A 22,532-nucleotide genomic window follows, 5' to 3' on the forward strand; every position below is an offset into this window, starting at 1 on the left:
CCCGTAAGCCGTCCCGCGGCCCGAGCGCGACGGAAGCGACGCTAGGAATCGCACATGAGACTTACCGACATATCGCTGGACTGGACGCTCTCGGGGGCCGTGGGCCTGGCGGTCCTCGCGGCCTCGGCGGTCGCGCTGCGCAACCGCCGTGCGCGCGGCGGCGACGAGAACGTACCCGGCAGCGATTCATGGGAGCGCAGCGAGGAACGCCGGCGCCGCAAGGAAGCGGTCTACGGAAGCGCGTCGTACGTCCTGCTCTTCTGCTGTGCGGCGGTCGCCGCGGCGCTCTCCTTCCACGGACTGGTCGGCTTCGGCCGGCAGAACCTCAACCTCGACGGCGGCTGGGAGTACCTGGTCCCGTTCGGCCTCGACGGCGCGGCGATGTTCTGCTCGGTGCTCGCGGTGCGCGAGGCCAGCCACGGCGACGCGGCGCTGGGCTCCCGGATGCTGGTGTGGATGTTCGCGGGCGCCGCGGCCTGGTTCAACTGGGTGCACGCGCCACGCGGTATCGAGCACGCCGGTGCCCCGCAGTTCTTCGCCGGGATGTCCCTGTCGGCGGCGGTGCTGTTCGACCGGGCGCTCAAGCAGACCCGCCGGGCCGCGCTGCGCGAACAGGGCCTGGTGCCGCGTCCGCTGCCGCAGATCCGGATGGTCCGCTGGATGCGGGCCCCGCTGGAGACCTACGGCGCCTGGTCGCTGATGCTGCTGGAGAACGTGCGCTCGCTCGACGAGGCGGTGGAGGAGGTCCGCGAGGACCGCAAGCAGAAGGAAGTGAACGACGTCCGCCGCCGCGACCACGACCGGCTGGAGCGGGCCCGGGTCAGGGCGCTCAACCGGCAGCACCGCGGCTGGAGCCGGGACCGGGGCGACCGTCGCCCGGAACTGCCCGGCGGAGGTTCGGGCGGCGGAGGTCAGGGCGGCACCACGGAGCCCGTCATAACCGCCGGGACGGCCGAACTGCCGGTGCGCCCGCGTCCCCCCTTCCAGCCGGAGCGCTCGGAGCGGTCCGAACTGCCGGCGGCGTCACCGGTGCCGGCGGAAGCGCCGCTCACCGTCGACCTCACGGCCGAGGACGACACGCTGACGATCCCCAGGCTGGATTCACTGGAGCGCAAACTCCAGGACCTGGAACGGCAGTTCGGCTGATCGTCGGGAGCACCGTCGGCACGTCAGGCGGTGTCGACGTCCAGCTCGAACCAGACGACCTTCCCGGAGCCCAGTGAGCGCACGCCCCAGGAATCGGCGAGCGCCTGCACGAGCAGCAGCCCGCGGCCCGACGTGGCGTTCTCGCCCGGTGTGTGCAGCCGGGGGCGCCTGGCCGCGTGGTCGTGCACCTCGACGCGCAGCCGGTGCACCGGCCCGCCGGAGAGCGTCGCGGTGAGCACCGCTCCCTCGTCGGTGTGCTGGAGCGCGTTGGTGACCAGTTCGCTGGCCAGCAGTTCAGCGATGTCGACCAGTCCCGGCACACCCCAGTGCCGCAGCTGCTCGCGCAGCAGCCTGCGCGCCTCGGCTATCGCCGAGAGATCCGCGTGGCGCAGGGCGTGCCGCAGTTCCCGCACCTCGACGGTGCCTCGTGGTCCGTGGCCGCATTCTTCCTTCGGCTGACGCTCCATCGCTCCGCTCCGGCCGCCGCCCTCATCCCCGTCGAACATCCTGTCGGGATGCATGCCCACCGCGGGGCCATCCAGTCCTGGGCCCAGGCTCCTCCGGGGGCACGGCGGAGCCGCCCACGACCGGCCGGACGGGCGCTTGTTGCGGACGCTGGGGGAACGGGTAACCCCTCGCATGAGCCGATTCCGCCGGGGGGTGACCCCCGAACCCCTCAGGAGCCGTGATGCACGACGACCGGCAGTTGGTCGAAGGACGTCTGGACCGGGCGCTCTCCCAGTTCATCAGGCCCGCCCAGTACGCCGCCCGGGTGCCGCTGGCCCTGTCCGTGTGGCAGGTGGCCGGTGAACCGGTGCCGGTGGAACAGGCGCTGCGGGGGGTCTTCGAACCCTTCGCGCCCGGCACGGAATGGGGCACTCCGTGGTCGACCAGCTGGTTCCGGCTGGAGGGCGCCGTGCCGCAGAACTGGGTCGGGCAGCGCGTCGAGGTGGTCATCGACCCCGGATTCACCGGCGAGGGGCCGGGGTTCCAATGCGAGGGGCTGGTCCACGACGCCGCCGGGGTGCCGTTGAAGGGCATCCACCCGATGAACCGCCATGTCCCGGTGACCGCTTCGGCGCTGGGCGGCGAACCGGTGCACCTGCTGCTGGAGGCGGCCGCCAACCCGGCCGTGCTGCAGCACTTCGCCCCCACCCTGCTCGGTGACGTGCTGACCGCCGGGGACCGGCCGCTGTACCGTTTCGCCTCGGCCGACCTGGCGGTCCTCGACGAGCAGGTCTGGCATCTGCTGCTGGACATCGAGGTGCTGTCCGAGCTGATGGGCGAGCTGGCCCCGCACGAGCCGCGCCGGCACGAGATCCTGCGCGCGCTGGAGAACATGCTGGACGCCCTGGACCTGCACGATGTGCGCGGCACCGCGCGCGCCGCCCGCGCCGAGCTGGTCGAGGCGCTGTCCCGGCCCGCGCACGCCAGCGCCCACCGGATCTCCGCCGCCGGGCACGCCCACATCGACTCGGCCTGGCTGTGGCCGCTGCGCGAGACCGTCCGCAAGGCGTCCCGGACGTTCGCCAACGTCACCGCGCTCGCCCAGGACTACCCCGAGCTGGTCTTCGCCTGCTCGCAGGCCCAGCAGTACGCCTGGGTCAAGGAGCACCAGCCGCACATCTGGCAGCGCGTGCAGCGGGCCGTACGCGACGGGTCCTGGGCGCCCGTCGGGTCGATGTGGGTCGAGTCGGACGCCAACATGCCCGGCGGCGAGGCGCTGGCCCGGCAGCTCGTGCACGGCAAGCGGTTCTTCCTCGACGAGCTGGGGGTGGAGACCGAGGAGATCTGGCTGCCCGACTCGTTCGGCTACACGGCCGCCTTCCCGCAGCTGGCGGAGCTGGCCGGGGTCCGCTGGTTCCTCACCCAGAAGCTGTCGTGGAACCAGTCCAACAAGATGCCGCACCACACGTTCTGGTGGGAGGGCATCGACGGGACGCGGGTGTTCACCCACTTCCCGCCGGTCGACACCTACAACTCGCGCTTCGCGGGCCACGAACTCGCCCGCGCGGTAAGGAACTTCGCCGAGAAGGGCCGCGCCACCCGCTCCCTGGTGCCGTTCGGCTGGGGGGACGGCGGCGGCGGTCCGACCCGCGAGATGATGGAGAAGGCCCGCAGGCTGCGGTCGCTGGAGGGCTCACCGCGGGTCGACATCGAGAAGCCGGCCGCCTTCTTCGCGGCGGCGGAACGCGAGTACGCGCGCGAGGCGCCGGTCTGGTCCGGCGAGATGTACCTGGAGCTGCACCGGGCCACGTACACCACCCAGGCGAAGACCAAGCAGGGCAACCGGCGCAGTGAGCACCTGCTGCGGGAGGCCGAGCTCTGGGCCACCACCGCGGCGCTGCGCGACCCCGCGTACGGCTATCCGTACGACGACCTGGACCGGATCTGGAAGACGGTGCTGCTGCACCAGTTCCACGACATCCTGCCGGGCAGCTCGATCGCCTGGGTGCACCGCGAGGCCCGCGACACCTACGAGCGGGTGCGCGAGGAGCTGACGGGGATCACCGCCGCAGCCGTCCGGTCGCTGGGCGGTGGCGCCGCCGCCGTCCTCAACGCCGCACCGTACGGCCGGGACGAGGTGGTCGAGGCCGACGCCGCCGAGCTGCCGGACGGCGTCGGCGCCCAGCGGCTGGCGGACGGCCGGGCGGCGGTCGCCGTCCGGGTGCCCGCGCTCGGCTCCGCGCCGCTGGCCGGCACCGACCCCGGGCACACCCCGGTCTCGGTCACCGTCAGCGGTGGCACCCACGTCCTCGACAACGGCCTGCTGCGGGTGGTCGTCGACGCGGACGGGCTGCTGGCCTCCGTCATCGATCTGCGGGCCGGCGGACGCGAGGTGCTGGCGCCCGGCACCCGCGGCAACCTGCTGCAGCTGCACCCCGACCACCCCAACAAGTGGGACGCCTGGGACATCGACCGGCACTACCGGCGGCGGCGCACCGATCTGACGGCCGCCGAGTCGGTCGCGGCGACCGCCACCGGCCCGCTGCTCGCGGTGGTGCGCACCGTACGGGCCTTCGGCGCCTCCCGGGTACGGCAGGACATCCGGCTGCGCGCGGGCAGCGCGCGGCTGGACTTCGTCACCGAGGTGGACTGGCACGAGTCCGAGAAGGTGCTCAAGGCCGCGTTCCCGGTCGATGTGCACGCCGACCGCAGCGCGTCCGAGATCCAGTTCGGCCATGTCTTCCGCCCGACGCACACCAACACCAGCTGGGACGCGGCGCGTTTCGAGATCTGCGCGCACCGCTGGCTGCGGGTCGCGGAGCCCGGCTACGGCGTCGCGGTGCTCAACGACTCGACGTACGGCCATGACGTGACCCGCACGGTGCACGCCGGACGGACCGGGACCACCGTCCGGCTGACCCTGCTGCGCGCGCCGCACAGCCCCGACCCGGAGACCGACCAGGGCACGCACCGCTTCACCTACGCGCTGCTGCCGGGCGCCGGGACCGGCGACGCGGTGGCCGAGGGGCTGGCGCTGAACCTGCCGCTGCGGATCGCCGGGGCGCCGGCGTCGCCGTCACTGGTGTCCGCCGATCACCCGTCGATCACCGTCGAGGCGGTGAAGCTCGCCGACGACCGCTCGGGCGATGTGGTGGTGCGGCTCTACGAGTCGCGCGGCGGCCGCGCGGCCGGCACCCTCTCGACGGCGTTCCCGGTCGCCGACGCGACGGTGACGGATCTGCTGGAGCGTCCGCTGCGGGCCGCGGAGCGGGCCGGGGGCGGCGGCGTCGCGCTGGAGCTGCGGCCGTTCCAGATCCTGACGCTGCGACTGCGGCCGGCGCGTTCCTGAGCAACCACCGCAAGGGGCCGGGGTCAGGGCCGCGGCACGTTCCGCAGGTTGGAGCGCGCCATCTGCAGCATCCTGCCGACCCCGCCGTCGAGCACGGTCCTGCTCATCGACAGCGCGAAGCCGCCGATCTGCTCACCGGTGATCTTCGGCGGGATGGACAGCGCGTTCGGATCGGTGACCACGTCCACCAGCGCCGGCCCCTTGTGCCGGAACGCGCCGCGCAGCGCGTCCCGCAGCTCCTTCGGCTTCTCCACCCGGACCCCGTAGGCCCCGCACGCCCGCGCGACCGCCGCGAAGTCCGGGTTGTGGTTGGCCGTTCCGGACGCCGGCAGTCCCGCCACCAGCATCTCCAGCTCGACCATGCCCAGCGAGGAGTTGTTGAACAGCACGATCTTCACCGGCAGATCGTGCTGCACCAGGGTCAGGAAGTCGCCCATCAGCATCGCGAACCCGCCGTCGCCGGACATCGCGACGACCTGGCGGCGGCGGTCCAGGAACTGGGCGCCGATCGCCTGCGGCATCGCGTTGGCCATCGAGCCGTGGGTGAACGAGCCGATCACCCGGCGCCGGCCGTTCGGGGTCAGGTAGCGGGCCGCCCAGACGTTGCACATGCCGGTGTCGACGGTGAAGACCGCGTCGTCGGCGGCCTCCTCGTCCAGGACCGAGGCCACGTACTCGGGGTGGATCGGGACGTGCTTCTCGACCTTGCGGGTGTACGCCTTGACGACGCCTTCCAGGGCGTCGCTGTGCTTCTTCAGCATCCGGTCGAGGAACTTGCGCTGCGTCTTGACCCGCACCTTGGGCGTCAGACAGCTCAGCGTCTCGCGCACATCGCCCCACACCGCCAGATCCAGCTTGGAGCGGCGGCCGAGGTGTTCCGGGCGGACGTCCACCTGGACGATCTTCACGTCGTCGGGCAGGAAGGCGTTGTACGGGAAGTCCGTGCCGAGCAGGATCAGCAGGTCGCACTCGTGCATCGCCTCGTACGCGGCGCCGTAGCCGAGCAGTCCGCTCATGCCCACGTCGTACGGGTTGTCGAACTGGATCCACTCCTTGCCGCGCAGGGCGTGGCCCACCGGTGCCTTCACCCGCTCGGCGAACGCCATCACCTCGTCGTGCGCGCCGGCCGTGCCGCTGCCGCAGAACAGCGTCACCTTGTCCGCGGCGTCCACCATCCGGGCGAGCGCGTCGAGCTCGGCGTCACCGGGCCGCACCGAGGGCCTGCGGGTGACGAGCGCGTGCTCGATGCTGCGCTGCGGGGCGGGCTGCGCCGCGATGTCGCCGGGGAGGCTGATGACGGAGACGCCGCCGCGGCCGATCGCGTGCTGGATCGCGGTCTGCAGCACCCGGGGCATCTGCTGCGGGTTGGAGATCAGCTCGCTGTAGTGGCTGCACTCCTTGAACATCTGGTCCGGGTGGGTCTCCTGGAAGTAGCCGGTGCCGATCTCACTGCTGGGGATCTGCGCGGCCAGCGCCAGCACCGGGGCCATCGAGCGGTGCGCGTCGAACAGGCCGTTGAGCAGATGGACGTTGCCGGGGCCGCAGGAACCGGCGCAGGCCGTCAGCTTCCCGGAGATCTGCGCCTCCGCGCCCGCGGCGAAGGCCGCCACCTCCTCGTGGCGCACATGCACCCATTCGATGGCCGCGTTGCGCCGGATCGCGTCGACGACGGGGTTGAGGCTGTCGCCGACGACGCCGTACATCCGCTCCACCCCGGCGCGCACCAGGACGTCGACGAACTGCTCGGCCACGGTCTGCTTCGCCATCGGGCGCACCAATCGCTCGTCGCGGGGACTTCGCTCCATCTCCCCACGACGAGGACGGGTCCGCCACTCAGGCGCCCGCGGGCGCGTTCAGGCGTCCCAGACGCCGACGGCGGTGCGGTCGTCGGCGTAGCCCTTGACACGGGTCTGCGCCTCGGCCAGGAACGCGGTGAGACCGGGCGGGCGGCCGCTGCCCCACTGGTGGGCCAGCCGGGCGGCGAGGGCCGGCTCGCCGCGCAGCGGTTCGGCGAGGCCGCCGCTGCACAGCAGCAGCGCGTCGCCGGGGTGCGCGACGGAGGCCCGGAACCGGAAGCGCTCGCCGGGCTCCGGCTCCTTCCCGACCGGGTCCAGGTCCTGCCAGCTGCCGTCCCGGATCCGGAACAGCCCGCCGTCCCCGACCCCGAAGAACAGCCGGATGCGGCAGGACGGGTCCACCGGCAGCAGCAGACAGCGCAGCGAGGCCGTGTACTGGCCCTCCTCCAGGCCGAGATCCTCGCCGCGGGCGCGCAGCCGCCCGTAGCAGCGGTCGGTGAGCCGGTGCAGCCCCGACTTGAGCGAGCCGCGGCGGGCGGCGCGGATGTCCTCGGACAGCCGCAGCTGGCTCCGGCCGACCGCGCCGGCGATCCACCGGCAGGCGTCCTGCGCGGCCCGGGGCGCGTCATCGGCGGCCCGCGCTCCGCTGGCGACCGCCAGCAGCAGGAGGCCGTCGTCGCCGCTGCCGAAACGTGCCGTCAGCAGCGCGTCCCGGCGGGGCTGGCCCCGGTACCGCGCGGAATCCCCGCGCACGGAGGCGGTCCGCAGCGTCAGGACGCCGTACTGCGCCCCGTCCAGCACCGTGTCGGGTACGAGGCTGTCGAGCTCGTCCGGGTGCGCCACCGGCCAGGCCGTCGGCTCCGCGGCGTACGTCGGGGGCCCGTCGCCCACGAACGGCGGCGCCGTCTCGACGGCCGGCTCCGCCGCCGCCCACCCGGGCGGCAGGTCCGGCGCCGGGCCGGGATCAGGATCGCTCCAGGTCACCGGGCCTTCGCCGAAGGCGGTCGGCGCCGGTGCCTCGTAGGGCTGCTGGTACGCCTGCCGCGGTTCCCCGTAAGGCTGCTGGTACGACTGCGGCCCCCACGCCTCGCCCGCGGTGGGGATCACCCCGCCGCGCGGCGGCCGGTCCGCCGGGGCCGGCTGCGGGGTCATCGGCGGGGCCGTCTGCTGGGACGGGACGGTGGGCGATGGCGATGCGGGCGGTGCGGGTGGTGCGGGCGCCACGGGCGGTGCCTGCGCTGGTGCGGCCTGGGCGGCGGTCTGGCCGGTCCGGCGGAGCCGGAGGGTGTCGGGCGGGCCGGGGTCGTCGTGCTCGGGCGCGTCCTGGTCGTACGGGCTCCGGTCGTACGGGCCCGCTGCGTACGGATCCCGGGCGGGCGGCACCCCGTCGGCGGACGGCTCGTCTCGAACAGGCGGATCGTCCCGAACAGGTGGATCGTCCCGGACAGCCGGTTCGTCCGGAGCGCCCACGGCGGACAGGGCCGAGGCGTAGTGGTCGTCGACCGTTTCGGCCGACTCCTGTGGATCGCCCGGCTCCGGGCTCCCGTACAACTGGCGCCACCACTCGTCCTCTTGACGAGGGTGCGTCTCCCCCTGCTGGCTCATGCCCTTATTGTCCACCGCGAAGGGCCTTCGGAAACGGTGGATGGCATACCTGACGCGGGTCCGTCGGCCGGCCCTCCCCCCACGGTGGGGTCGGCCGACGGCGCTCGAGCGAAACGACCCAAGTCGTGCCAAGTCATGCCCGCATCGCCGCCACACTGGCAGAACAGGGGGGTGAGCAGGGAAGATGTCCGCGGCGGGAAACCGCCGTGGCTCATTCCCGCCACCTTGGGGAGGGGGCGCCGTGCTCGGTGCCATAGGACTCGACGACGTCCAGGAGTCCGCTTACCGCGCGTTGATCGGTCTCGGTGCCGCCGAGATATCCGATCTCGCGCAGCGCCTCGGCACGTCCGAGGAGGATGCGGCCCGCACACTGCGGCGGCTGGAGGGGCACGGGCTGGTGGCCCAGTCCTCGGCCCGGCCGGGCCGCTGGGTGGCCGCACCGCCGGGCGTCGCGCTGGCCGCGCTGCTCACCCAGCAGCGGCATGAACTCGAACAGGCGGAGCTCGCGGCGGCCGTGCTCGCCTCGGAGTTCCGGGCCGAGGCCACCGAACCCGCCGTCCACGACCTGCTGGAAGTGGTGACCGGCGCGAACGCCGTCGCCCAGCGCTTCCTGCAACTGCAGCTCGGCGCGGAGAAGGAGGTCTGCGCCCTGGTCACCGGCACCCCGGTGGCCGTGACCGGCATGGACAACAGTGCCGAGGAGCAGGCCGCGGAGCGCGGTGTCGCCTACCGCGTGGTGATCGAACGCGAGATCCTCACCAGCGCGAACGGCATCACCGAGCTCTCCGCCGCGATGAACCGCAGCGAGCAGGTACGGGTGATCGACCGGGTCCCGACGAAGCTGGTGGTGGCCGACGCGTCGCTCGCCATGGTGCCGCTGACCCGCCGCACCGGACAGCCCGCCGCGCTGGTCGTGCACGCCAGCGGGCTGCTCGAATCCCTGATGGGGCTCTTCGAGGGGGTGTGGCGCACCGCGATGCCGCTGCGCCTGAACGGCCCCGGCGTCGACGAGGTGCCACTGGACGCGCCCGACTTCGTCGATCTGCAGATCCTCTCGCTGCTCCTCGCCGGGCTCACCGACGCCAGCGTCGCCAAGCAGCTCGATCTCGGGCTGCGCACCGTACAGCGCCGGGTCAAGCACCTCATGGAGATCGCCGGGGTCACCACCCGGCTCCAGCTCGGCTGGCACGCCTACGAGCGCGGCTGGGTCGCCCGGCACGGGTGACCACCCGGCCGATATCCGGGGGCGGGCGCGGCGACTATCCGGCAGGGTGAGCCCATGGGGACACCACAGCTGTGCCTGATCGGCGTCGTGATGCTGCTCGGCCTGCTCGGCGTGCTGGTCCCCGGTGTGCCCGGGTCGCTGCTGTGCTGGGGCGCCGTCCTGTGGTGGGCGACCAATCTGCACACGCCGCTGACCTGGGGGGTCCTCGCCGGCGCCACCGGTCTGCTGGCGCTCAACCAGGTGGTCCAGTGGCTGCTGCCGGCCCGCCGCATCCGCGATTCGGAACTCACCTGGCGCAATGTCTTCGCCGCCGGTTGCACCGCCATCGCCGGGTTCTTCGTCCTCCCGGTGATCGGCGCGCCCATCGGCTTCGTGGCGTACATCTACGCCGTGGAACGCGTCCGGCTCGGGTCGCACGGCGGCGCCTGGACCGCCACCCGCACGGCCATGCGCGCCATCGGCCGCTCCGTCCTCGCCGAGCTCTTCGCCTGCCTCCTGGTGGCGGGCGCCTGGCTCGGCGCCGTCGCCTTCGGCTGACGGCAGGCTTCATGGGCCCATGGGCCCAGGCCGGACCTAGGTCCAAGAGCTGATGCACCGGCGTCACCCCGGTGTGAGGCTGGCCGTATGACGATTTTCAGCGCGGACGAGCGGGCGTATCTGGACGAGCAGAAGCTGGGCCGGCTGGCGACGGTGGACGGGAAGGGGCAGCCGCAGGCGAACGCGGTGGGGTTCGTGGTGCGGGACGACGGCTCGATCGACATCGGCGGTCATGCGATGGGGACGACGAAGAAGTGGCGGAACATCGCGGGGAATCCGCTGGTGTCGCTGATCGTCGACGACATCGTCACCCAGCATCCGTGGGCGGTGCGCGGCATCGAGATCCGGGGGGACGCGGAGCAGCTGACCGGGGCGCACGATCTGGGCGCCTACCTCAGCCCGGAGGTGATCCGGATCCGGCCGCGCCGGGTGATCACCTGGGGCATCGGGGGCGGGGAGCCCGGGATGCACGGGCGGACGGTGTCAGAGGACGCCCTCTAGCGCGAGCAGGGTCCGCTTGCGCTCCAGACCGCCGGAGTAGCCGGTGAGGCTGCCGTCCGCGCCGATCACGCGGTGGCAGGGGCGGACGACGAGCAGCGGGTTGGCGCCGACCGCGCCGCCGATGGCACGTACCGCGCCGGGCGATCCGGCGGCTTCGGCGAGCCCGCGGTAGCTGACGGTCGCGCCGTACGGAACGGTATCGAGCGCGTTCCACACCCGGAGCCGGAAGTCGGATCCGGCGGGGGCGAGCGGGAGGTCGAACGTCCGGCGCTCGCCGGCGAAGTACTCCTTGAGCTGGCGCTCGGCCCCGGCGAACGCGGTGGGCTCACGGCGCCAGCCGGGCAGGACGGTGGCACCGCCGCGCTGGCCGGGGACGGAGAGCGAGGTGAGGGCGGTGCCGTCGCCGGTGAGGAGCAGCTCCCCGAGGGGGCTGTCGACGGTGGTGTAGAGGGTCACCTGGCCGGCCGCGGGGGTCGCGGAGGCTACGGGCGGTACGGAGGCTGCGGGCGGTGCGGGGCTTACGGGGCTGGTCATGTGGTCGTCATCTCCAGTCGGGGGCGGGCGCGGTGGCCCGTGGCCCAGAGGTGGTGCAGGGCGTAGCTCCGCCACGGGCGCCACGCGTCGCTGAGCGGTGGTTCGTTGGGCAGCGCGACATCGGGGTCGCCGAGGGCGCGGAGCCGGATGTATCCGGCCGTCCACGCGTCGACGCCCGGCAGGGCCAGCAGTGCGCGGCCCGCCTCGTCGCGGTCGGCGCCCGGGTCGAGGCGCAGGGTGCCGGCGGCGAGCGCGGTGGTCAGCGGGCGCAGGGCGGGATCGTCGATGCGGGCGGGTTCGGGGAAGAGATGGGTGAGTCCGCCGTCGGGGGCGGGGAGCGGATCGCCGCAGGCCGTGACGAGCTCCCCGGCGGCGGCCGGGTCGGCGAGTACCGCGCGCACGGCGAGCTCGTCGGGGTCGGCGGCGCCCGGTGAGCGCAGCCCCGGCCGGGCGGCGACCAGCGGTCCGAGGAGCGGGTCACCGCCCAGCGAGTCCGCGACGGCGTACGGGTCGGCGTCCAGGTCGAACAGCCGGCGTACCCGCTGGACGGCGGTGGTCAGGTCCCGCAGGTCGGCGAGGCGGAGCCGGCAGTCGAGCCAGCCGGCCCGGCGGCGCTCGTCCACCTCGGCCACGCCGGGGCCGTGCGGCAGCCGCAGCGTCCGCCGGTAGGTGCGCCGGCCGGGCGGTCCGGTGATCTCCTCGATCCCCGGCACCAGGTCCGTGTGCAGGAAGTCGAAGACCCCCCGCGCGTCGTAGGGACCGCGGTAGGCGAGCCGCAGGGGCACCCCGGAGGCCGAGCCGGGCTCCGCCGCCCGCCCGGTGGTGGCGGGGACGGTGCCGGCCCGCGCGGCGGCGCGCAGCTCGCTCGGGGTGCGGGCGTAGATCTCGCGGATGGTGTCGTTGAACTGGCGGACGCTGGCGAAACCGGCGGCGAAGGCCGTGTCGGTGACGGACAGGGTGGTGGTCTGCAGCAGGACCCGTGCGGCCAGCGCGCGCTGCGCGCGGGCCAGCGCCACCGGGCCCGCGCCGACCTCGGCGGTGAGCTGGCGGTGGACCTGGCGGGAGCTGTAGCCGAGCCGGTCGGCCAGGCCCGCCACGCCCTCGCGGTCGACGACGCCGTCGCCGATCAGCCGCATGGCGCGGCCCACGACGTCGGCGCGGACGTTCCACTCCGGGGAGCCGGGCACCGCGTCCGGCCGGCAGCGCCGGCAGGCGCGGAAGCCACCGCTCTGGGCGGCGGCGGCCGTGGGGTAGTAGCGCACGTTCCGCTGCTTGGGCGTCACCGCCGGGCAGCTGGGGCGGCAGTAGATGCCGGTCGTCGCGACCGCGAAGAAGAAGACGCCGTCGAAACGGGCATCGCGGCCGCGTACCGCCGCATATCCGGTCTCTTCGTCAATCATGTTCCCCAGTCTGCGGCATCGGGCGGCCGTCGACTGGCGGAAATCGGACAGGGAGATCAGCGGGAGATCAGGGATGAGCGGCAACCTATGAGAGCGCTCTCCCGAGGCTGGACCAGGGAGATACCCTGTCCGCATCCAGCTCGCAGAGGAGCGTGCAGTGTCCGAGCAGACCTTCCCGTCCCGTCCCACCCTGGAGGCCGTCGCCGAGCGGGCCGGGGTGTCACGGGCCACCGCCTCCCGCGTGGTCAACGGTGGTGCGGGGGTGCGCGCGCCGCTGGCCGACCGGGTGCGGCAGGCGGTCGACGAGCTGGGCTACGTACCGAACCAGGCGGCCAGGACGCTGGTCACGCGCCGCAACGACGCGGTGGCCGTGGTGGTCGCGGAACCCGAGACCCGGTTCTTCTCCGACCCGTTCTTCGCCCAGCAGGTGCGCGGCATCAGCAAGGAGCTGACCGCGCACGACAACCAGCTGGTGCTGCTGCTGGTCGAGGGCACCGCCGACTACGACCGGGTCGGCCGCTATCTCGCGGGCGGCCATGTCGACGGCGCGCTGATCTTCTCGCTGCACGCGCACGACCCGCTGCCCGAGCTCGCCCGCAAGGCGGGCATCCCCACCGTCTTCGGCGGGCGGCCCGGCTGGGCGGAGACCGACCGGGACCGCAACGCGCTCTATGTGGACTGCGACAACCGGGGCGGGGCGCGGACCGCCGTGCGCCATCTGACGGGGCTCGGCCGCCGCCGGATCGCCCACATCAGCGGGCCGCTCGACCAGACCGCGTCCGTCGACCGGCTCGACGGTTTCCGCGACATCCTGCCGAACGCCGATCCGGCGCTGATCGCCGAGGGCGACTTCACCCCCGACGGCGGCGAGCGCGCGATGGCCGAGCTGCTGGACCGCTGCCCGGACCTGGACGGCGTCTTCGCCGCCTCCGACCTGATGGCCTCGGGGGCGCTGCGGGTGCTGCGGGAGCGCGGGCGCAGCGTGCCGGACGACGTCGCGCTGGTCGGCTTCGACGACATGGTCCAGGTCGCGCAGCTGACCGATCCCCCGCTGACGACGGTCCGTCAGGACATCGAGGAGATGGGACGGCTGATGGCCCGTCTGCTGCTGCGCAGCCTCGACCCGCGGCGTGACGCCCCCGGCGCTCTGCCGCTGTCCTCGGTGGTCACCCCCACCCACCTGGTCCGACGGCGCTCCGCCTGACGCGGTGGGCGAGCACGGTCCGGCCGGGGTCGCCGGGGGTGGGATCCGGCCGTCGAAGTACTGGTTCCCGCTGGGACGGTTGGGAACGGAAGGCAACGGGAAGGTCACGGAACGACAGCGATTGTGAAGGTGCGGTGACGGTACGCACCCCCGCCAACAGGAGGACGCTCATGGTCTACACGATCATCCTCGGCATTGTGATCGTGGCCCTCGGTATCGCGAGCGTCGTGGCCACGTTCTGGAGCGAGGGAAGCCCGATCGCGATCCGGCGCCGTCATCGTCACAACGGCGCCGGCTGAACCCGCGCTCACCGCGGCCTCGTTGAAGGCCGTGGCGGGTCCGTCACCGGACCCGCCACCGGACCGTCTCAGGCCTGCCTGCGGTGGCCGCCACCACCACCGCGCTTCGCCTCGTACATCGCCCGCCCCGCCGCCGACTTCATCTTCCAGTCACGGCGCATCTCGGCACGCAGCCGCTGGTCGGTGCGGGAGGCGATCCAGGCGTTCTCGCGCAGCAGTTTGCGATAGCTCTCCAGCCTGCGGTGCGGCAGCGAGCCGTCCTCCAGGGCGGCGAGCACCGCGCAGCCGGGCTCCGCGACGTGCGAGCAGTCGTGGAAGCGGCAGTCGGCGGAGAGCGCCTCGATCTCCGAGAAGACCTGTGAGAGCCCGGACTCGGCGTCCCACAGCCCGACCCCCCGCAGCCCGGGGGTGTCGATCAGCACCCCGCCGGACGGCAGCGGCAGCAGATCCCGCGTGGTGGTGGTGTGCCGCCCCTTGCCGTCGGCGTCACGGATGGCCTGGACCTCCTGGATCTCCTGGCCCAGCAGGGCGTTGGTGAGGGTGGACTTGCCCGCGCCGGACTGACCGAGGAGCACGGAGGTGCTGCCGGCTAGCACCGCGGCGAGCACCTCGATGCCCTCGCCGGTGGCGGCGCTCACCACGAGCACCTGGACGCCGGGCGCCGCGCCCTCGGCGTCGGCCAGCAGATGCGTCGTGTCGGGCACGACGTCCGCCTTGGTCAGGACGACGAGCGGCTGCGCGCCGCTCTCCCAGGCCAGGGACAGGAAGCGTTCCAGCCGGCCCAGGTCGAGTTCGGCGGCCAGCGACACGGCGATCACGGCGTAGTCGATGTTGGCCGCCAGCACCTGGCCCTCGGAACGGCTGGACGAGGTCGAGCGGACGAAGGCCGTCCGGCGCGGCAGCAGCGCGCGCACGGCGGGACCGGTCGGCGCGTCCGGGTCGAGGGCCACCCAGTCGCCGGTGCAGGCCAGCTTCATGGGATCGGACGACGAGTTGACGAAGGTGGTGTCCGCGCGCAGCGTGCCGTCAGGGGTGACGACGTCGCAGAGCCCGCGGTCGACCCGCACGATCCGGCCGGGCAGCAGGCCCTGGTCGGCGTACGGGGTGAATTCGGTGTCGAGAATGGAGTCCCAGCCGTACGAGGTGAACGGGAGGGAAGCAGATCCGTTGGTCAACGGAATGCCCTTCGAAAGGGCGGCCCCGGAGCTGAGGGTCTGGAAGAGGTCAGCCGGCGACCGCGGAAGTGAGGATGCTGTGCGACGGAATGAGGGCAGCGCCCTGCGCAATGACAGTCATCGAAAAACACCTCCGCGTTCGTGTGCCGGCCGCGGTCTTCCACCGCTGCGGTCCTGAGGACGGTACGACGGGGCCCGAAGCGCTGTCCATCGATTTATCGCGACGGGTTTGTCGCGACGAGTTCGTCGCGACGGGGCGAAGCGGTTCGATGTCCGATTCGTTCAAGACCCCGGGGCCACGGCGCACCTAACGTGGCGGCCATGACTCCTCGATTCGCGTTCATCGGTCTGCTCGCCTCCGACATGGCCGCGTCGCTGGCCTTCTACCGCCGGCTCGGCCTGGACATCCCGGCGGATGCCGACACCCAGCCGCATGTGGAAGCGGCGCTTCCGGGCGGTCCGCTCCTCGTCTGGGACACCGAGGAGGTCGTACGGTCCTTCACCCCGGACTGGCAGGCCCCGCCGCAGGGCAGCGGCCGGGCCGGACTGGCCTTCACCTGCGACGGTCCGGCGGCGGTCGACAAGGTCTACGCCGACCTCACGGGCGCGGGTCACACCGGGCACCTCGCACCGTTCGACGCCCCGTGGGGCCAGCGCTACGCCACCGTCCTGGACGCCGACGGCAACCACGTCGACCTGCTGGCGGCGCTGCCGGCCGAGCCGGGCCCCGCCGCATAGGGACTGTCCGGCCTCAGCCGACGAGCTCGCCGAGCGGCACCCCGGCCAGCGCCTTCACCTCGCGCGCGAGGTGGGCCTGGTCGGCGTACCCCGCCGCCACCGCGACCCCGGCGAACGGGGTGCCGCGCCGGGCCAGTTCCAGCGCCCGCTGCAGGCGCAGGACCCGCGCGAGCGTCTTCGGGCCGTAGCCGAACGCCGCCAGGCTGCGCCGGTACAGCTGCCGCTCGCCCAGCCCGGCGGCTGCCGCCGCGGCGGCCACGCTCCCGCCGGAGGCCAGCCGGGACGCGGTCGCGGCCAGCAGCGGGTCCGCGGCTCCGGGCTCGCGCCGGGCGCCGGTCCCGGGTACGGACCCGGTCACCGCGTCCTCCAGCGCGCTCCCCGGGTCGGCCGCGTCCCCGATCCGCTCGGCGATCCGCCGCGCGGTGCCGCCGGGCCACACCGCGTCCAGCGGCACCCGCAGATCCCGCAGTTCGTACGCCGGAACGCCCAGCACGCCCGGCCCCTGCCCGGGCGCGAACCGCAGCCCGGCGAAGCGCGCGCCGGCGGGGGTCTGCGCGACGTGGGCGCGGGTGTCGGGGCCGGTGACGATCAGTTCCCCGTCGCACCAGATCACGTCCATGCAGCCGTCGGGCAGCACCCGGTAGGGCCCGCCCTCCCCGGCCCCGACGGTCCGGGTCCAGAGGACCGCGCCCGCGACCCGCGACCGCCTCTCCTGGTACACGGCTCTATTCTGCGCCGCGCCGGTCGCGGCGGCGAAGGCGCGCGCGGACGTCCGACGGCGGCAGGAAGCGCGTCCAGCGTTCGGGGAACTCGGCGGGCGGGGGGTCGTCCGGGCCGAGATCCCCGTCGTCGTCGAAGTCGTCGTCGCGGCCGTCCTCCGCCGCACGCCGTCGGGCGGCGTCGGCGACCACCCGGACCGCGGCCGCCTCCAGGGCGCGGGCGTTCTGCGCACGGGCGGCGGCGGTGGCGAGCGACGGCCAGATACGGTCCACGGCCGCGTTGACGGCGGCGCCCACGAGCACCGCGAAGGCGGAGATGCCGATCCACAGGAGCACCGCGACGGGCGCGGCCAGCGAACCGTAGATCGTCGGGCCCTCGACGGTGTTCGTGAGGTAGATGCGCAGCAGGAAGCTGCCGAGGACCCACATCATGAGCGCGATGAGCGCGCCCGGCACGTCCTCGTACCAGGGCGACCGCACGGGCACCGACACGTGGTAGAGCGTGGTGAGGAAGGCGATCGACACCAGCAGGACGACCGGCCAGTAGAGGATGTGGATGGTGCCCTGGCTGCGCGGCAGCAGCGAGACGAACGCGTCGGGTCCTGCCACCATCAGCGGCAGCACCAGCGCGCCGACGACGAGCGCCACGATGTACAGCAGCAGGGCGAGCAGCCGGGTCTTGACGATCCCGCGGTGCCCTTCCAGGCCGTACATGATCGTGATGGTGTCGACGAAGACGTTGACGGCGCGGGAGCCGGACCAGAGCGCGATCACGAAGCCGAGCGAGATGAGATCGGGCCGCCGCCCGTGGAAGACGCTGTCCACCAGCGGCCGGACCAGCTGGTTCACGCCCTTGTCCGACAGGACCGTCGCGGACGCGGTGAGGATGTTCTCGCGCAGGTGCGCGATGGTGTCGGTGCGGATGACGGTGTCCACGTAGCCGAGCGCGCCGACGAGGCCGAGCAGCAGCGGCGGGAGGGACAGCAGCACGAAGAAGGCCGCCTCCGCGGCGAGTCCGGTGACCCGGTACTCGATGGAGGAGTTGACGGTGTCCTTCAGCAGCAGCCAGCCGACCTTGCGCTTCGACACGTTCCGGTACAGAGCCCGAGCCCTGCCCCAGCGGCCGGGAGGCCGCCCTTTTCTTCCATCCGCTGCTTGCACCCGCCTACGGTATCCGCCCCGGGCGGGCCCGGTCCCACCCCCTGCCGGGCTCTCCTGCCGGCCCGGCGGCGGCGGGTGCGGCGCCTTCCTTCCGGCGCGCGCGGGCGCCTACGGTTGCTGCCATGAGCGCCCCCACGCACACCGTGACCAACCAGCCTCCGCCGCTGGTCGGATATGACGTCCACGCCTCCGACACCGCGCTCGTCGAGGCCGTCGAACGCCACGCCGCTCCGGAGCGGCTGGCGGAGATCCAGAACGAACTGGGCGAGCTGGGCCGGGCCGCAGGTTCGGCCCAGGCGCAGCGCTGGGGGGACGAGGCGAACAGCAGTTCCCCGGTGCTGCGCACCCATGACCGGTACGGCAACCGGATCGACGAGGTCGACTTCCATCCGTCCTGGCACCGGCTGCTGGGCCACGCCGTGTCGGCGGGCCTGACCGACGCCTGGTCCCGCCCCGACGGACATCTGCGCCGCGCGGCCGGGTTCCTGGTCTGGTCGCAGGCCGAGGCCGGACACGGCTGCCCGGTGTCGATGACGCACGCGGCGGTGCCGGCCCTGCGCGCCGATCCGGCGCTGGCCGCCGAGTGGGAGCCGCGGCTCCGCTCGCGGATCTACGATCCGCTGCTCGCCCCGGCCGGCGCGAAGCCCGGCGCGCTGTTCGGCATGGGGATGACGGAGAAGCAGGGCGGCTCCGACGTCCGGGCCAACACCACCCGAGCGGAACCGCTCGCCGAGGACGGCGCCTACGCGCTGACCGGCCACAAGTGGTTCTGCTCCGCGCCCATGTCGGACGGCTTCCTGGTGCTGGCCCAGGCCCCGGACGGGCTCAGCTGCTTCCTGCTGCCGCGGGTGCTGCCGGACGGGACCCGTAACGTCTTCGCGATCCAGCGGCTGAAGGACAAGCTCGGCAACCGTTCCAACGCCTCGTCCGAGGTGGAGTTCGACGGGACGTGGGCGCGCCGGGTCGGGGAGGAGGGCCGCGGGGTGGCGACCATCATCGAGATGGTCGCGGCGACCCGGCTGGACTGCGCCGTCGGGTCCGCGGCCATCATGCGGCAGGCGGTCGCCCAGGCGGTGCACCACGCCACCCACCGCGGCGCGTTCGGCGGCCCGCTGATCGACAAGCCGCTGATGCGCAATGTCCTGGCGGACCTCGCCCTGGAGTCGGAGGCCGCCACGACCACCGCGCTGCGGCTCGCCGCCTCCTACGACACCGGCACCGAGCAGGAGCGGCACTTCCGGCGGCTGGCGGTGGCCGTCACCAAGTACTGGGTGACGAAGCGCTGTCCGGCCGTCGCCGTGGAGGCGCTGGAGTGCCTCGGCGGCAACGGGTACGTCGAGGAGTCGGGGATGCCCCGGCTGTTCCGCGAGTCACCGCTGAACTCGGTCTGGGAGGGTTCGGGCAACGTCCAGGCACTGGACGTGCTGCGGGTGCTGCGGCGCGACCCGATGGCCCTGAACGCGTTCCTCACCGAGATCGGCCTGGCCCGCGGCGCGGACCACCGGCTGGACGGTGCCATCAAGGGGCTGCTGACCGAACTCGCCGACCTGGACGGTGTGGAGGCCCGTGCCCGGCGCATCGTCGAACGGATGGCCCTGATCCTCCAGGGCTCCCTGCTCGTACGGTTCGCCCCGTCCGCCGTGGCCGACGCGTTCTGCGCCTCGCGGCTCGGCGGCGACTGGGGAGCCACCTTCGGCACCCTGCCGCACACCCTCGACCTGGCCTCGATCGTGGACCGCGCCCGGCCGCTCACGGACTGAGCGCCGCTACGTGCCGGGCGCGGAGGGGGTGCGGGGCGGCGCAGGTGGTCGCGGGAGGGGTGGCAGGGGTGGCGCGGCGGCGGCTCTCACCCTCGGAGGGGGGCCTGGAAGGGTGAGCGGCCGCCACCGCGCCGGCAGAGGGTGGCGCCGCGCCGACTCGGCACCACCCCCGGTCCTGGTGCCCTCGATGCCCGAGGGCAGCCGTGCCGGAATCACGAGGTCGGCCGGGACGGCGAGCGACGCCGACAGCCCGTCCACACAGGCTACTTGGGAGCGTGAAGAAGGGGACCCGTCAAGCACGTATCCGACGTCGGGAGCACCACCGGTGACCACCCGGGACGGAGTGGTCGACATGGCGGGATTCCCCCCTTGTGTGGCGCGTCGGACGGTGCAACGGATCTCGCCGGACCGGATGCGGCACCGTCGCGTCACTGTCCGTCGGGCCCCCGCGCACCCGCAACAGTTGCAGCTCGTTGCAATGGATATGCCGGTTGCCGGGGCACCGCGGACGGAGCGGCGGCACCATGGGCAGCAGGACGTGAGAAGCAGGCAAACCGGGGGCAATGTGTCAGACCCACCGATCGGTCTCGGCCGTCTCGGGGCCATGGGCGTCCGCGAGTCGGCGCGGTTGCTCGCCGGCGTGCACGAGGCCGCCCTGGCGGGTGACGCCCCGCCCGCGGTGCCCCGCACGGTGATCAGCGAGTCCTGGCTGCGGGTCAGGAACCACGGTGTGGATCCGGACATCGGCCGGCACGCCGGCCTGCTCTCCACGGAGGAGCTCGAACACCGCCGACAGTCCTCGCCGCTGGGCGACGTCATGCCGCTGCTGCGCGAGGGGCTGCTGACCGTCGCCGACGTCGCCTGGCACATCATGGTGGTCACGGACGGCGAGGGCCGGGTGCTGTGGCGGGACGGCAGCCTCGCGGTGCGCAGGAGCGCGGACCGGCTCGGCTTCGCCGAGGGCGCCTCCTGGGCCGAGGACGTGGTCGGCACCAACGCGATCGGCACCGCGCTGGTGACCCGCGCGCCGGTCCAGGTGCACTCCTCCGAGCACTTCGTACGGACCCACCACGCGTGGACCTGCGCCGCCGCGCCCCTGCACGATCCGCGGGACGGCCGGCTGCTCGGCGTCGTGGACATCAGCGGCCCCGCCGCCACCATCCATCCGGCCACCCTGTCCCTGGTCACCGCCGTGACCCGGGTCGCCGAGGGCGAACTGCGGCTGCGGCACTGGGCCTCCATCGAACGGCTGCGGGCGATCGCGGCACCGCTGCTGGCGCGGATGGCGGGGTCGGACGACCGGGCCGTCGCGGTCGACCGCAACGGCTGGACCGCCGCGGTCACCGGCATGGCGCCCCCGGACCGGGTGGCCCTGCCGGCCGCCGTACGGTCCGGCGAGATGTGGCTGCCGAGCCTGGGCAGGTGCTCCCTGGATCCGCTGCCCGGCGGCTGGCTGATCCGGCTCGGCGACGACCGAGACCCGGCGGCCCCCATGAGCCGCGTCGTCCTGGACGTCAGCCGGGCACGCGCCTGGACGGTGACGGTCTCGGGCGCGGCGGGCAGCTGGGCACAGCAGCTCAGCCCGCGCCATGCCGAGCTCCTCTTCGTCCTGGCGCTGCACCGGGGCGGCCGCAGCGCGGCGGAACTGGCCCAGGACCTGTTCGGCGACGCGGGACGGACGGTGACGGTCCGCGCCGAACTGTCGCGGCTGCGCCGCAACCTTGCGGGGGTGCTGGCGCATCGGCCCTACCGCTTCGCGGACGGGGTCGAGGTGGAGTTGGTGCGTCCGGAGCGGGGTGTCGATCTCCTGCCGCATTCGGTGGCACCGGCGGTTCTGGCTGCTCGGCGCTAACCGTTGCCCACGGGCAGGAGAGAACCGGCCGCAAGCGCAGCCTTAGAACTGGTGCGGCCAGGGCGGGTTCGCGCCCTGGACCGCGCACGTGGCGGCGGCCACCGCCGTGCCCAGGGCCACCGCCTCCCGGACCCCCGCGGGGGTGAGTGCGGTGAGCCGGCCGCCCAGGTGACCGGCGGCGTACAGATGGTGCAGGAGGCCCGCCATGAACGCGTCGCCCGCTCCGACGGTGTCGACGACGTCGCACGGCTGGGCCGGTACCTGGAGCCGTTCGCCGTCGAGGGAGGCGAGGGCCCCGTCGGGGCCGAGGGTGATGACGACGAGGGGGACGCCGAGGGCGTGCCATTCGTCGCAGGCTTTCTCCAGCGGGGTGCCGGGGTGCAGATGGGCGAGGTCGTCGTCGCTGAGGCGGAGGATGTCGGCCGCCGCGCACCAGCGGGACAGCCGCTGCCGGTAGCGGTCCGGGGGTACGAGGCCCGGCCGGACGTTGGGGTCGATGCTGATGGTGGTGCGGGGGCGGAGGTCGTCGAGGAGCTCTTCGATACGGCCGGCCCCGGGGTCGCGCACGAGGGCGAGGGAGCCGGTGTGCAGACAGGCCGGGTCGGCGGGCAGCCCGGCCGTCAGCTCGGCCGCCGTCCACTGCCAGTCGGCGGTGCCTTCGGCGTGGAAGGTGTAGCGGGCCCGGCCGGCCGCGTCGAGATCCGCGACGGCGAGCGTGCTGGGCTCGGCCGCGTCGGGGCAGCCGGTCAGGTCGGCGCCGGAGCCGGCCAGCCGCTCGCGGAAGAGCCGGCCGAAGACGTCGCCCGACAGCCGGCCGAGGAACCGGGTGGGCGTGCCGAGCCGGGCCAGCGCGACCGCGGTGTTGGCGGGGCCGCCGCCCGGGACGACGGTCAGGTCGAGACCGGCGGCCGGCTCGCCGGACCGGGGGGCGGCGAAGGCGTCGGCCACGCATTCGCCGAGGACGACGACGGGGCGGCTCGGACTCGTGCGGGACATGCGGGACAGCGTACGAGGCCCTGCCGGGTGGCGGCAGGGCGTGGAGGGGGCCGGCTCCGGCGGCCGCGGGGCGCGCGCTCCGCGCCAC

Annotated in this window: 19 protein-coding genes; 10 read left to right on the plus strand and 9 right to left on the minus strand. The window is 73.6% G+C overall.

What is annotated here, in order from left to right; all coding sequences use genetic code 11:
- Positions 1-54 precede the first annotated feature (54 nt).
- Positions 55-1,146 carry a DUF2637 domain-containing protein gene (locus tag LNW73_RS06515; RefSeq protein ID WP_250989282.1) on the plus strand — a complete coding sequence of 364 codons (1,092 nt, stop codon included), beginning with the start codon at positions 55-57 and terminating at the stop codon, positions 1,144-1,146.
- A gap of 23 nt (positions 1,147-1,169) precedes the next feature.
- On the opposite strand, the gene LNW73_RS06520 is transcribed toward LNW73_RS06515, so the two are convergent.
- Positions 1,170-1,652 carry an ATP-binding protein gene (locus LNW73_RS06520; RefSeq protein WP_374118045.1) on the minus strand — a complete coding sequence of 161 codons (483 nt, stop codon included), beginning with the start codon at positions 1,650-1,652 and terminating at the stop codon, positions 1,170-1,172.
- 182 nt (positions 1,653-1,834) lie between these two features.
- Between LNW73_RS06520 and LNW73_RS06525 the strand changes: the two genes are divergently transcribed.
- Positions 1,835-4,942, plus strand: a complete 3,108-nt coding sequence (locus tag LNW73_RS06525; RefSeq protein ID WP_250989283.1) for an alpha-mannosidase — start codon at positions 1,835-1,837, stop codon at positions 4,940-4,942.
- 23 nt (positions 4,943-4,965) lie between these two features.
- Here LNW73_RS06525 and LNW73_RS06530 read toward each other — a convergent pair whose 3' ends face one another.
- Positions 4,966-6,708: a pyruvate dehydrogenase gene (locus LNW73_RS06530; protein WP_250989284.1), complete on the minus strand. Its 1,743-nt coding sequence runs from the start codon at positions 6,706-6,708 to the stop codon at positions 4,966-4,968.
- A gap of 87 nt (positions 6,709-6,795) precedes the next feature.
- Positions 6,796-8,343, minus strand: a complete 1,548-nt coding sequence (locus LNW73_RS06535) for a protein phosphatase 2C domain-containing protein (RefSeq protein ID WP_250989285.1) — start codon at positions 8,341-8,343, stop codon at positions 6,796-6,798.
- A 241-nt stretch (positions 8,344-8,584) separates the two neighbouring features.
- Here LNW73_RS06535 and LNW73_RS06540 point away from each other — a divergent pair, with 241 nt between their 5' ends.
- The 3 genes from LNW73_RS06540 to LNW73_RS06550 all read left to right on the plus strand — a co-directional run bounded on the left by LNW73_RS06540 (position 8,585) and on the right by LNW73_RS06550 (position 10,606).
- Positions 8,585-9,568, plus strand: coding sequence for a helix-turn-helix domain-containing protein (locus tag LNW73_RS06540; RefSeq protein WP_250989286.1), 984 nt, complete (start codon positions 8,585-8,587; stop codon positions 9,566-9,568).
- 54 nt (positions 9,569-9,622) lie between these two features.
- Positions 9,623-10,105, plus strand: a complete 483-nt coding sequence (locus tag LNW73_RS06545) for a DUF456 domain-containing protein (protein ID WP_250989287.1) — start codon at positions 9,623-9,625, stop codon at positions 10,103-10,105.
- 87 nt (positions 10,106-10,192) lie between these two features.
- Complete coding sequence (locus LNW73_RS06550; RefSeq protein ID WP_250989288.1) at positions 10,193-10,606, plus strand: PPOX class F420-dependent oxidoreductase; 414 nt, start codon at positions 10,193-10,195, stop codon at positions 10,604-10,606.
- Here the strand turns inward: LNW73_RS06550 and LNW73_RS06555 are convergent.
- A complete protein-coding gene (locus tag LNW73_RS06555; protein WP_285390703.1) occupies positions 10,589-11,140 on the minus strand; it encodes a methylated-DNA--[protein]-cysteine S-methyltransferase in 552 nt (183 codons plus the stop codon). The two genes, LNW73_RS06550 and LNW73_RS06555, sit on opposite strands and share 18 nt — an antisense overlap.
- Positions 11,137-12,540, minus strand: a complete 1,404-nt coding sequence (locus LNW73_RS06560) for a bifunctional transcriptional activator/DNA repair enzyme AdaA (RefSeq protein ID WP_250989289.1) — start codon at positions 12,538-12,540, stop codon at positions 11,137-11,139. Before LNW73_RS06560 ends, LNW73_RS06555 begins: the two co-directional genes overlap by 4 nt.
- A 157-nt stretch (positions 12,541-12,697) precedes the next feature.
- Here LNW73_RS06560 and LNW73_RS06565 point away from each other — a divergent pair, with 157 nt between their 5' ends.
- Together LNW73_RS06565 and LNW73_RS35905 are read left to right on the plus strand one after the other, a co-directional pair.
- Positions 12,698-13,744 (plus strand): LacI family DNA-binding transcriptional regulator, encoded by a 1,047-nt coding sequence (locus LNW73_RS06565; RefSeq protein ID WP_250978265.1) that lies wholly within the window; start codon positions 12,698-12,700, stop codon positions 13,742-13,744.
- A gap of 170 nt (positions 13,745-13,914) precedes the next feature.
- Positions 13,915-14,043 (plus strand): hypothetical protein, encoded by a 129-nt coding sequence (locus LNW73_RS35905; protein ID WP_269276532.1) that lies wholly within the window; start codon positions 13,915-13,917, stop codon positions 14,041-14,043.
- Between the two features lie 68 nt (positions 14,044-14,111).
- On the opposite strand, the gene rsgA is transcribed toward LNW73_RS35905, so the two are convergent.
- Positions 14,112-15,218: a ribosome small subunit-dependent GTPase A gene (gene rsgA, locus LNW73_RS06570; RefSeq protein ID WP_250978264.1), complete on the minus strand. Its 1,107-nt coding sequence runs from the start codon at positions 15,216-15,218 to the stop codon at positions 14,112-14,114.
- Positions 15,219-15,539: 321 nt separating this feature from the next.
- On the opposite strand from rsgA, the gene LNW73_RS06575 reads away from it, so the two are divergent.
- The gene (locus LNW73_RS06575) at positions 15,540-15,956 is read left to right on the plus strand and encodes a VOC family protein (protein ID WP_250989290.1); all 417 of its coding nucleotides are present in this window, start codon (positions 15,540-15,542) and stop codon (positions 15,954-15,956) included.
- 13 nt (positions 15,957-15,969) lie between these two features.
- Here LNW73_RS06575 and LNW73_RS06580 read toward each other — a convergent pair whose 3' ends face one another.
- Both LNW73_RS06580 and LNW73_RS06585 read right to left on the minus strand, forming a co-directional pair.
- On the minus strand, positions 15,970-16,677 hold the full coding sequence (locus LNW73_RS06580) for a helix-turn-helix domain-containing protein (RefSeq protein WP_250989291.1): 708 nt from the start codon (positions 16,675-16,677) through the stop codon (positions 15,970-15,972).
- Between the two features lie 4 nt (positions 16,678-16,681).
- On the minus strand, positions 16,682-17,836 hold the full coding sequence (locus LNW73_RS06585) for a YihY/virulence factor BrkB family protein (RefSeq protein WP_250978261.1): 1,155 nt from the start codon (positions 17,834-17,836) through the stop codon (positions 16,682-16,684).
- Between the two features lie 122 nt (positions 17,837-17,958).
- Between LNW73_RS06585 and LNW73_RS06590 the strand changes: the two genes are divergently transcribed.
- A complete protein-coding gene (locus LNW73_RS06590) occupies positions 17,959-19,596 on the plus strand; it encodes an acyl-CoA dehydrogenase family protein (protein WP_250989292.1) in 1,638 nt (545 codons plus the stop codon).
- A 565-nt stretch (positions 19,597-20,161) separates the two neighbouring features.
- Positions 20,162-21,448 carry a GAF domain-containing protein gene (locus LNW73_RS06595; RefSeq protein WP_374118046.1) on the plus strand — a complete coding sequence of 429 codons (1,287 nt, stop codon included), beginning with the start codon at positions 20,162-20,164 and terminating at the stop codon, positions 21,446-21,448.
- 42 nt (positions 21,449-21,490) lie between these two features.
- On the opposite strand, the gene LNW73_RS06600 is transcribed toward LNW73_RS06595, so the two are convergent.
- Positions 21,491-22,444 carry a carbohydrate kinase family protein gene (locus tag LNW73_RS06600; protein WP_250989293.1) on the minus strand — a complete coding sequence of 318 codons (954 nt, stop codon included), beginning with the start codon at positions 22,442-22,444 and terminating at the stop codon, positions 21,491-21,493.
- Positions 22,445-22,532: the final 88 nt, after the last annotated feature.

Origin of the sequence: Streptomyces sp. RKAG337 (assembly GCF_023701715.1) — a bacterium.
In the GTDB taxonomy this organism is placed as follows: domain Bacteria; phylum Actinomycetota; class Actinomycetes; order Streptomycetales; family Streptomycetaceae; genus Actinacidiphila.

Excerpts from the sequence above, each read along its gene's own strand:
- LNW73_RS06520 (WP_374118045.1), bottom strand. The coding sequence starts at position 1,652 with ATGTTCGACGGGGATGAGGGCGGCGGCCGGAGCGGAGCGATGGAGCGT.
- LNW73_RS35905 (WP_269276532.1), top strand. The coding sequence starts at position 13,915 with ATGGTCTACACGATCATCCTCGGCATTGTGATCGTGGCCCTCGGTATC.
- LNW73_RS06530 (WP_250989284.1), bottom strand. The coding sequence starts at position 6,708 with ATGGCGAAGCAGACCGTGGCCGAGCAGTTCGTCGACGTCCTGGTGCGC.
- LNW73_RS06590 (WP_250989292.1), top strand. The coding sequence starts at position 17,959 with ATGAGCGCCCCCACGCACACCGTGACCAACCAGCCTCCGCCGCTGGTC.
- LNW73_RS06535 (WP_250989285.1), bottom strand. The coding sequence starts at position 8,343 with ATGAGCCAGCAGGGGGAGACGCACCCTCGTCAAGAGGACGAGTGGTGG.
- LNW73_RS06515 (WP_250989282.1), top strand. The coding sequence starts at position 55 with ATGAGACTTACCGACATATCGCTGGACTGGACGCTCTCGGGGGCCGTG.
- LNW73_RS06545 (WP_250989287.1), top strand. The coding sequence starts at position 9,623 with ATGGGGACACCACAGCTGTGCCTGATCGGCGTCGTGATGCTGCTCGGC.
- LNW73_RS06560 (WP_250989289.1), bottom strand. The coding sequence starts at position 12,540 with ATGATTGACGAAGAGACCGGATATGCGGCGGTACGCGGCCGCGATGCC.
- LNW73_RS06550 (WP_250989288.1), top strand. The coding sequence starts at position 10,193 with ATGACGATTTTCAGCGCGGACGAGCGGGCGTATCTGGACGAGCAGAAG.
- LNW73_RS06575 (WP_250989290.1), top strand. The coding sequence starts at position 15,540 with ATGACTCCTCGATTCGCGTTCATCGGTCTGCTCGCCTCCGACATGGCC.
- LNW73_RS06525 (WP_250989283.1), top strand. The coding sequence starts at position 1,835 with ATGCACGACGACCGGCAGTTGGTCGAAGGACGTCTGGACCGGGCGCTC.
- LNW73_RS06555 (WP_285390703.1), bottom strand. The coding sequence starts at position 11,140 with ATGACCAGCCCCGTAAGCCCCGCACCGCCCGCAGCCTCCGTACCGCCC.
- LNW73_RS06600 (WP_250989293.1), bottom strand. The coding sequence starts at position 22,444 with ATGTCCCGCACGAGTCCGAGCCGCCCCGTCGTCGTCCTCGGCGAATGC.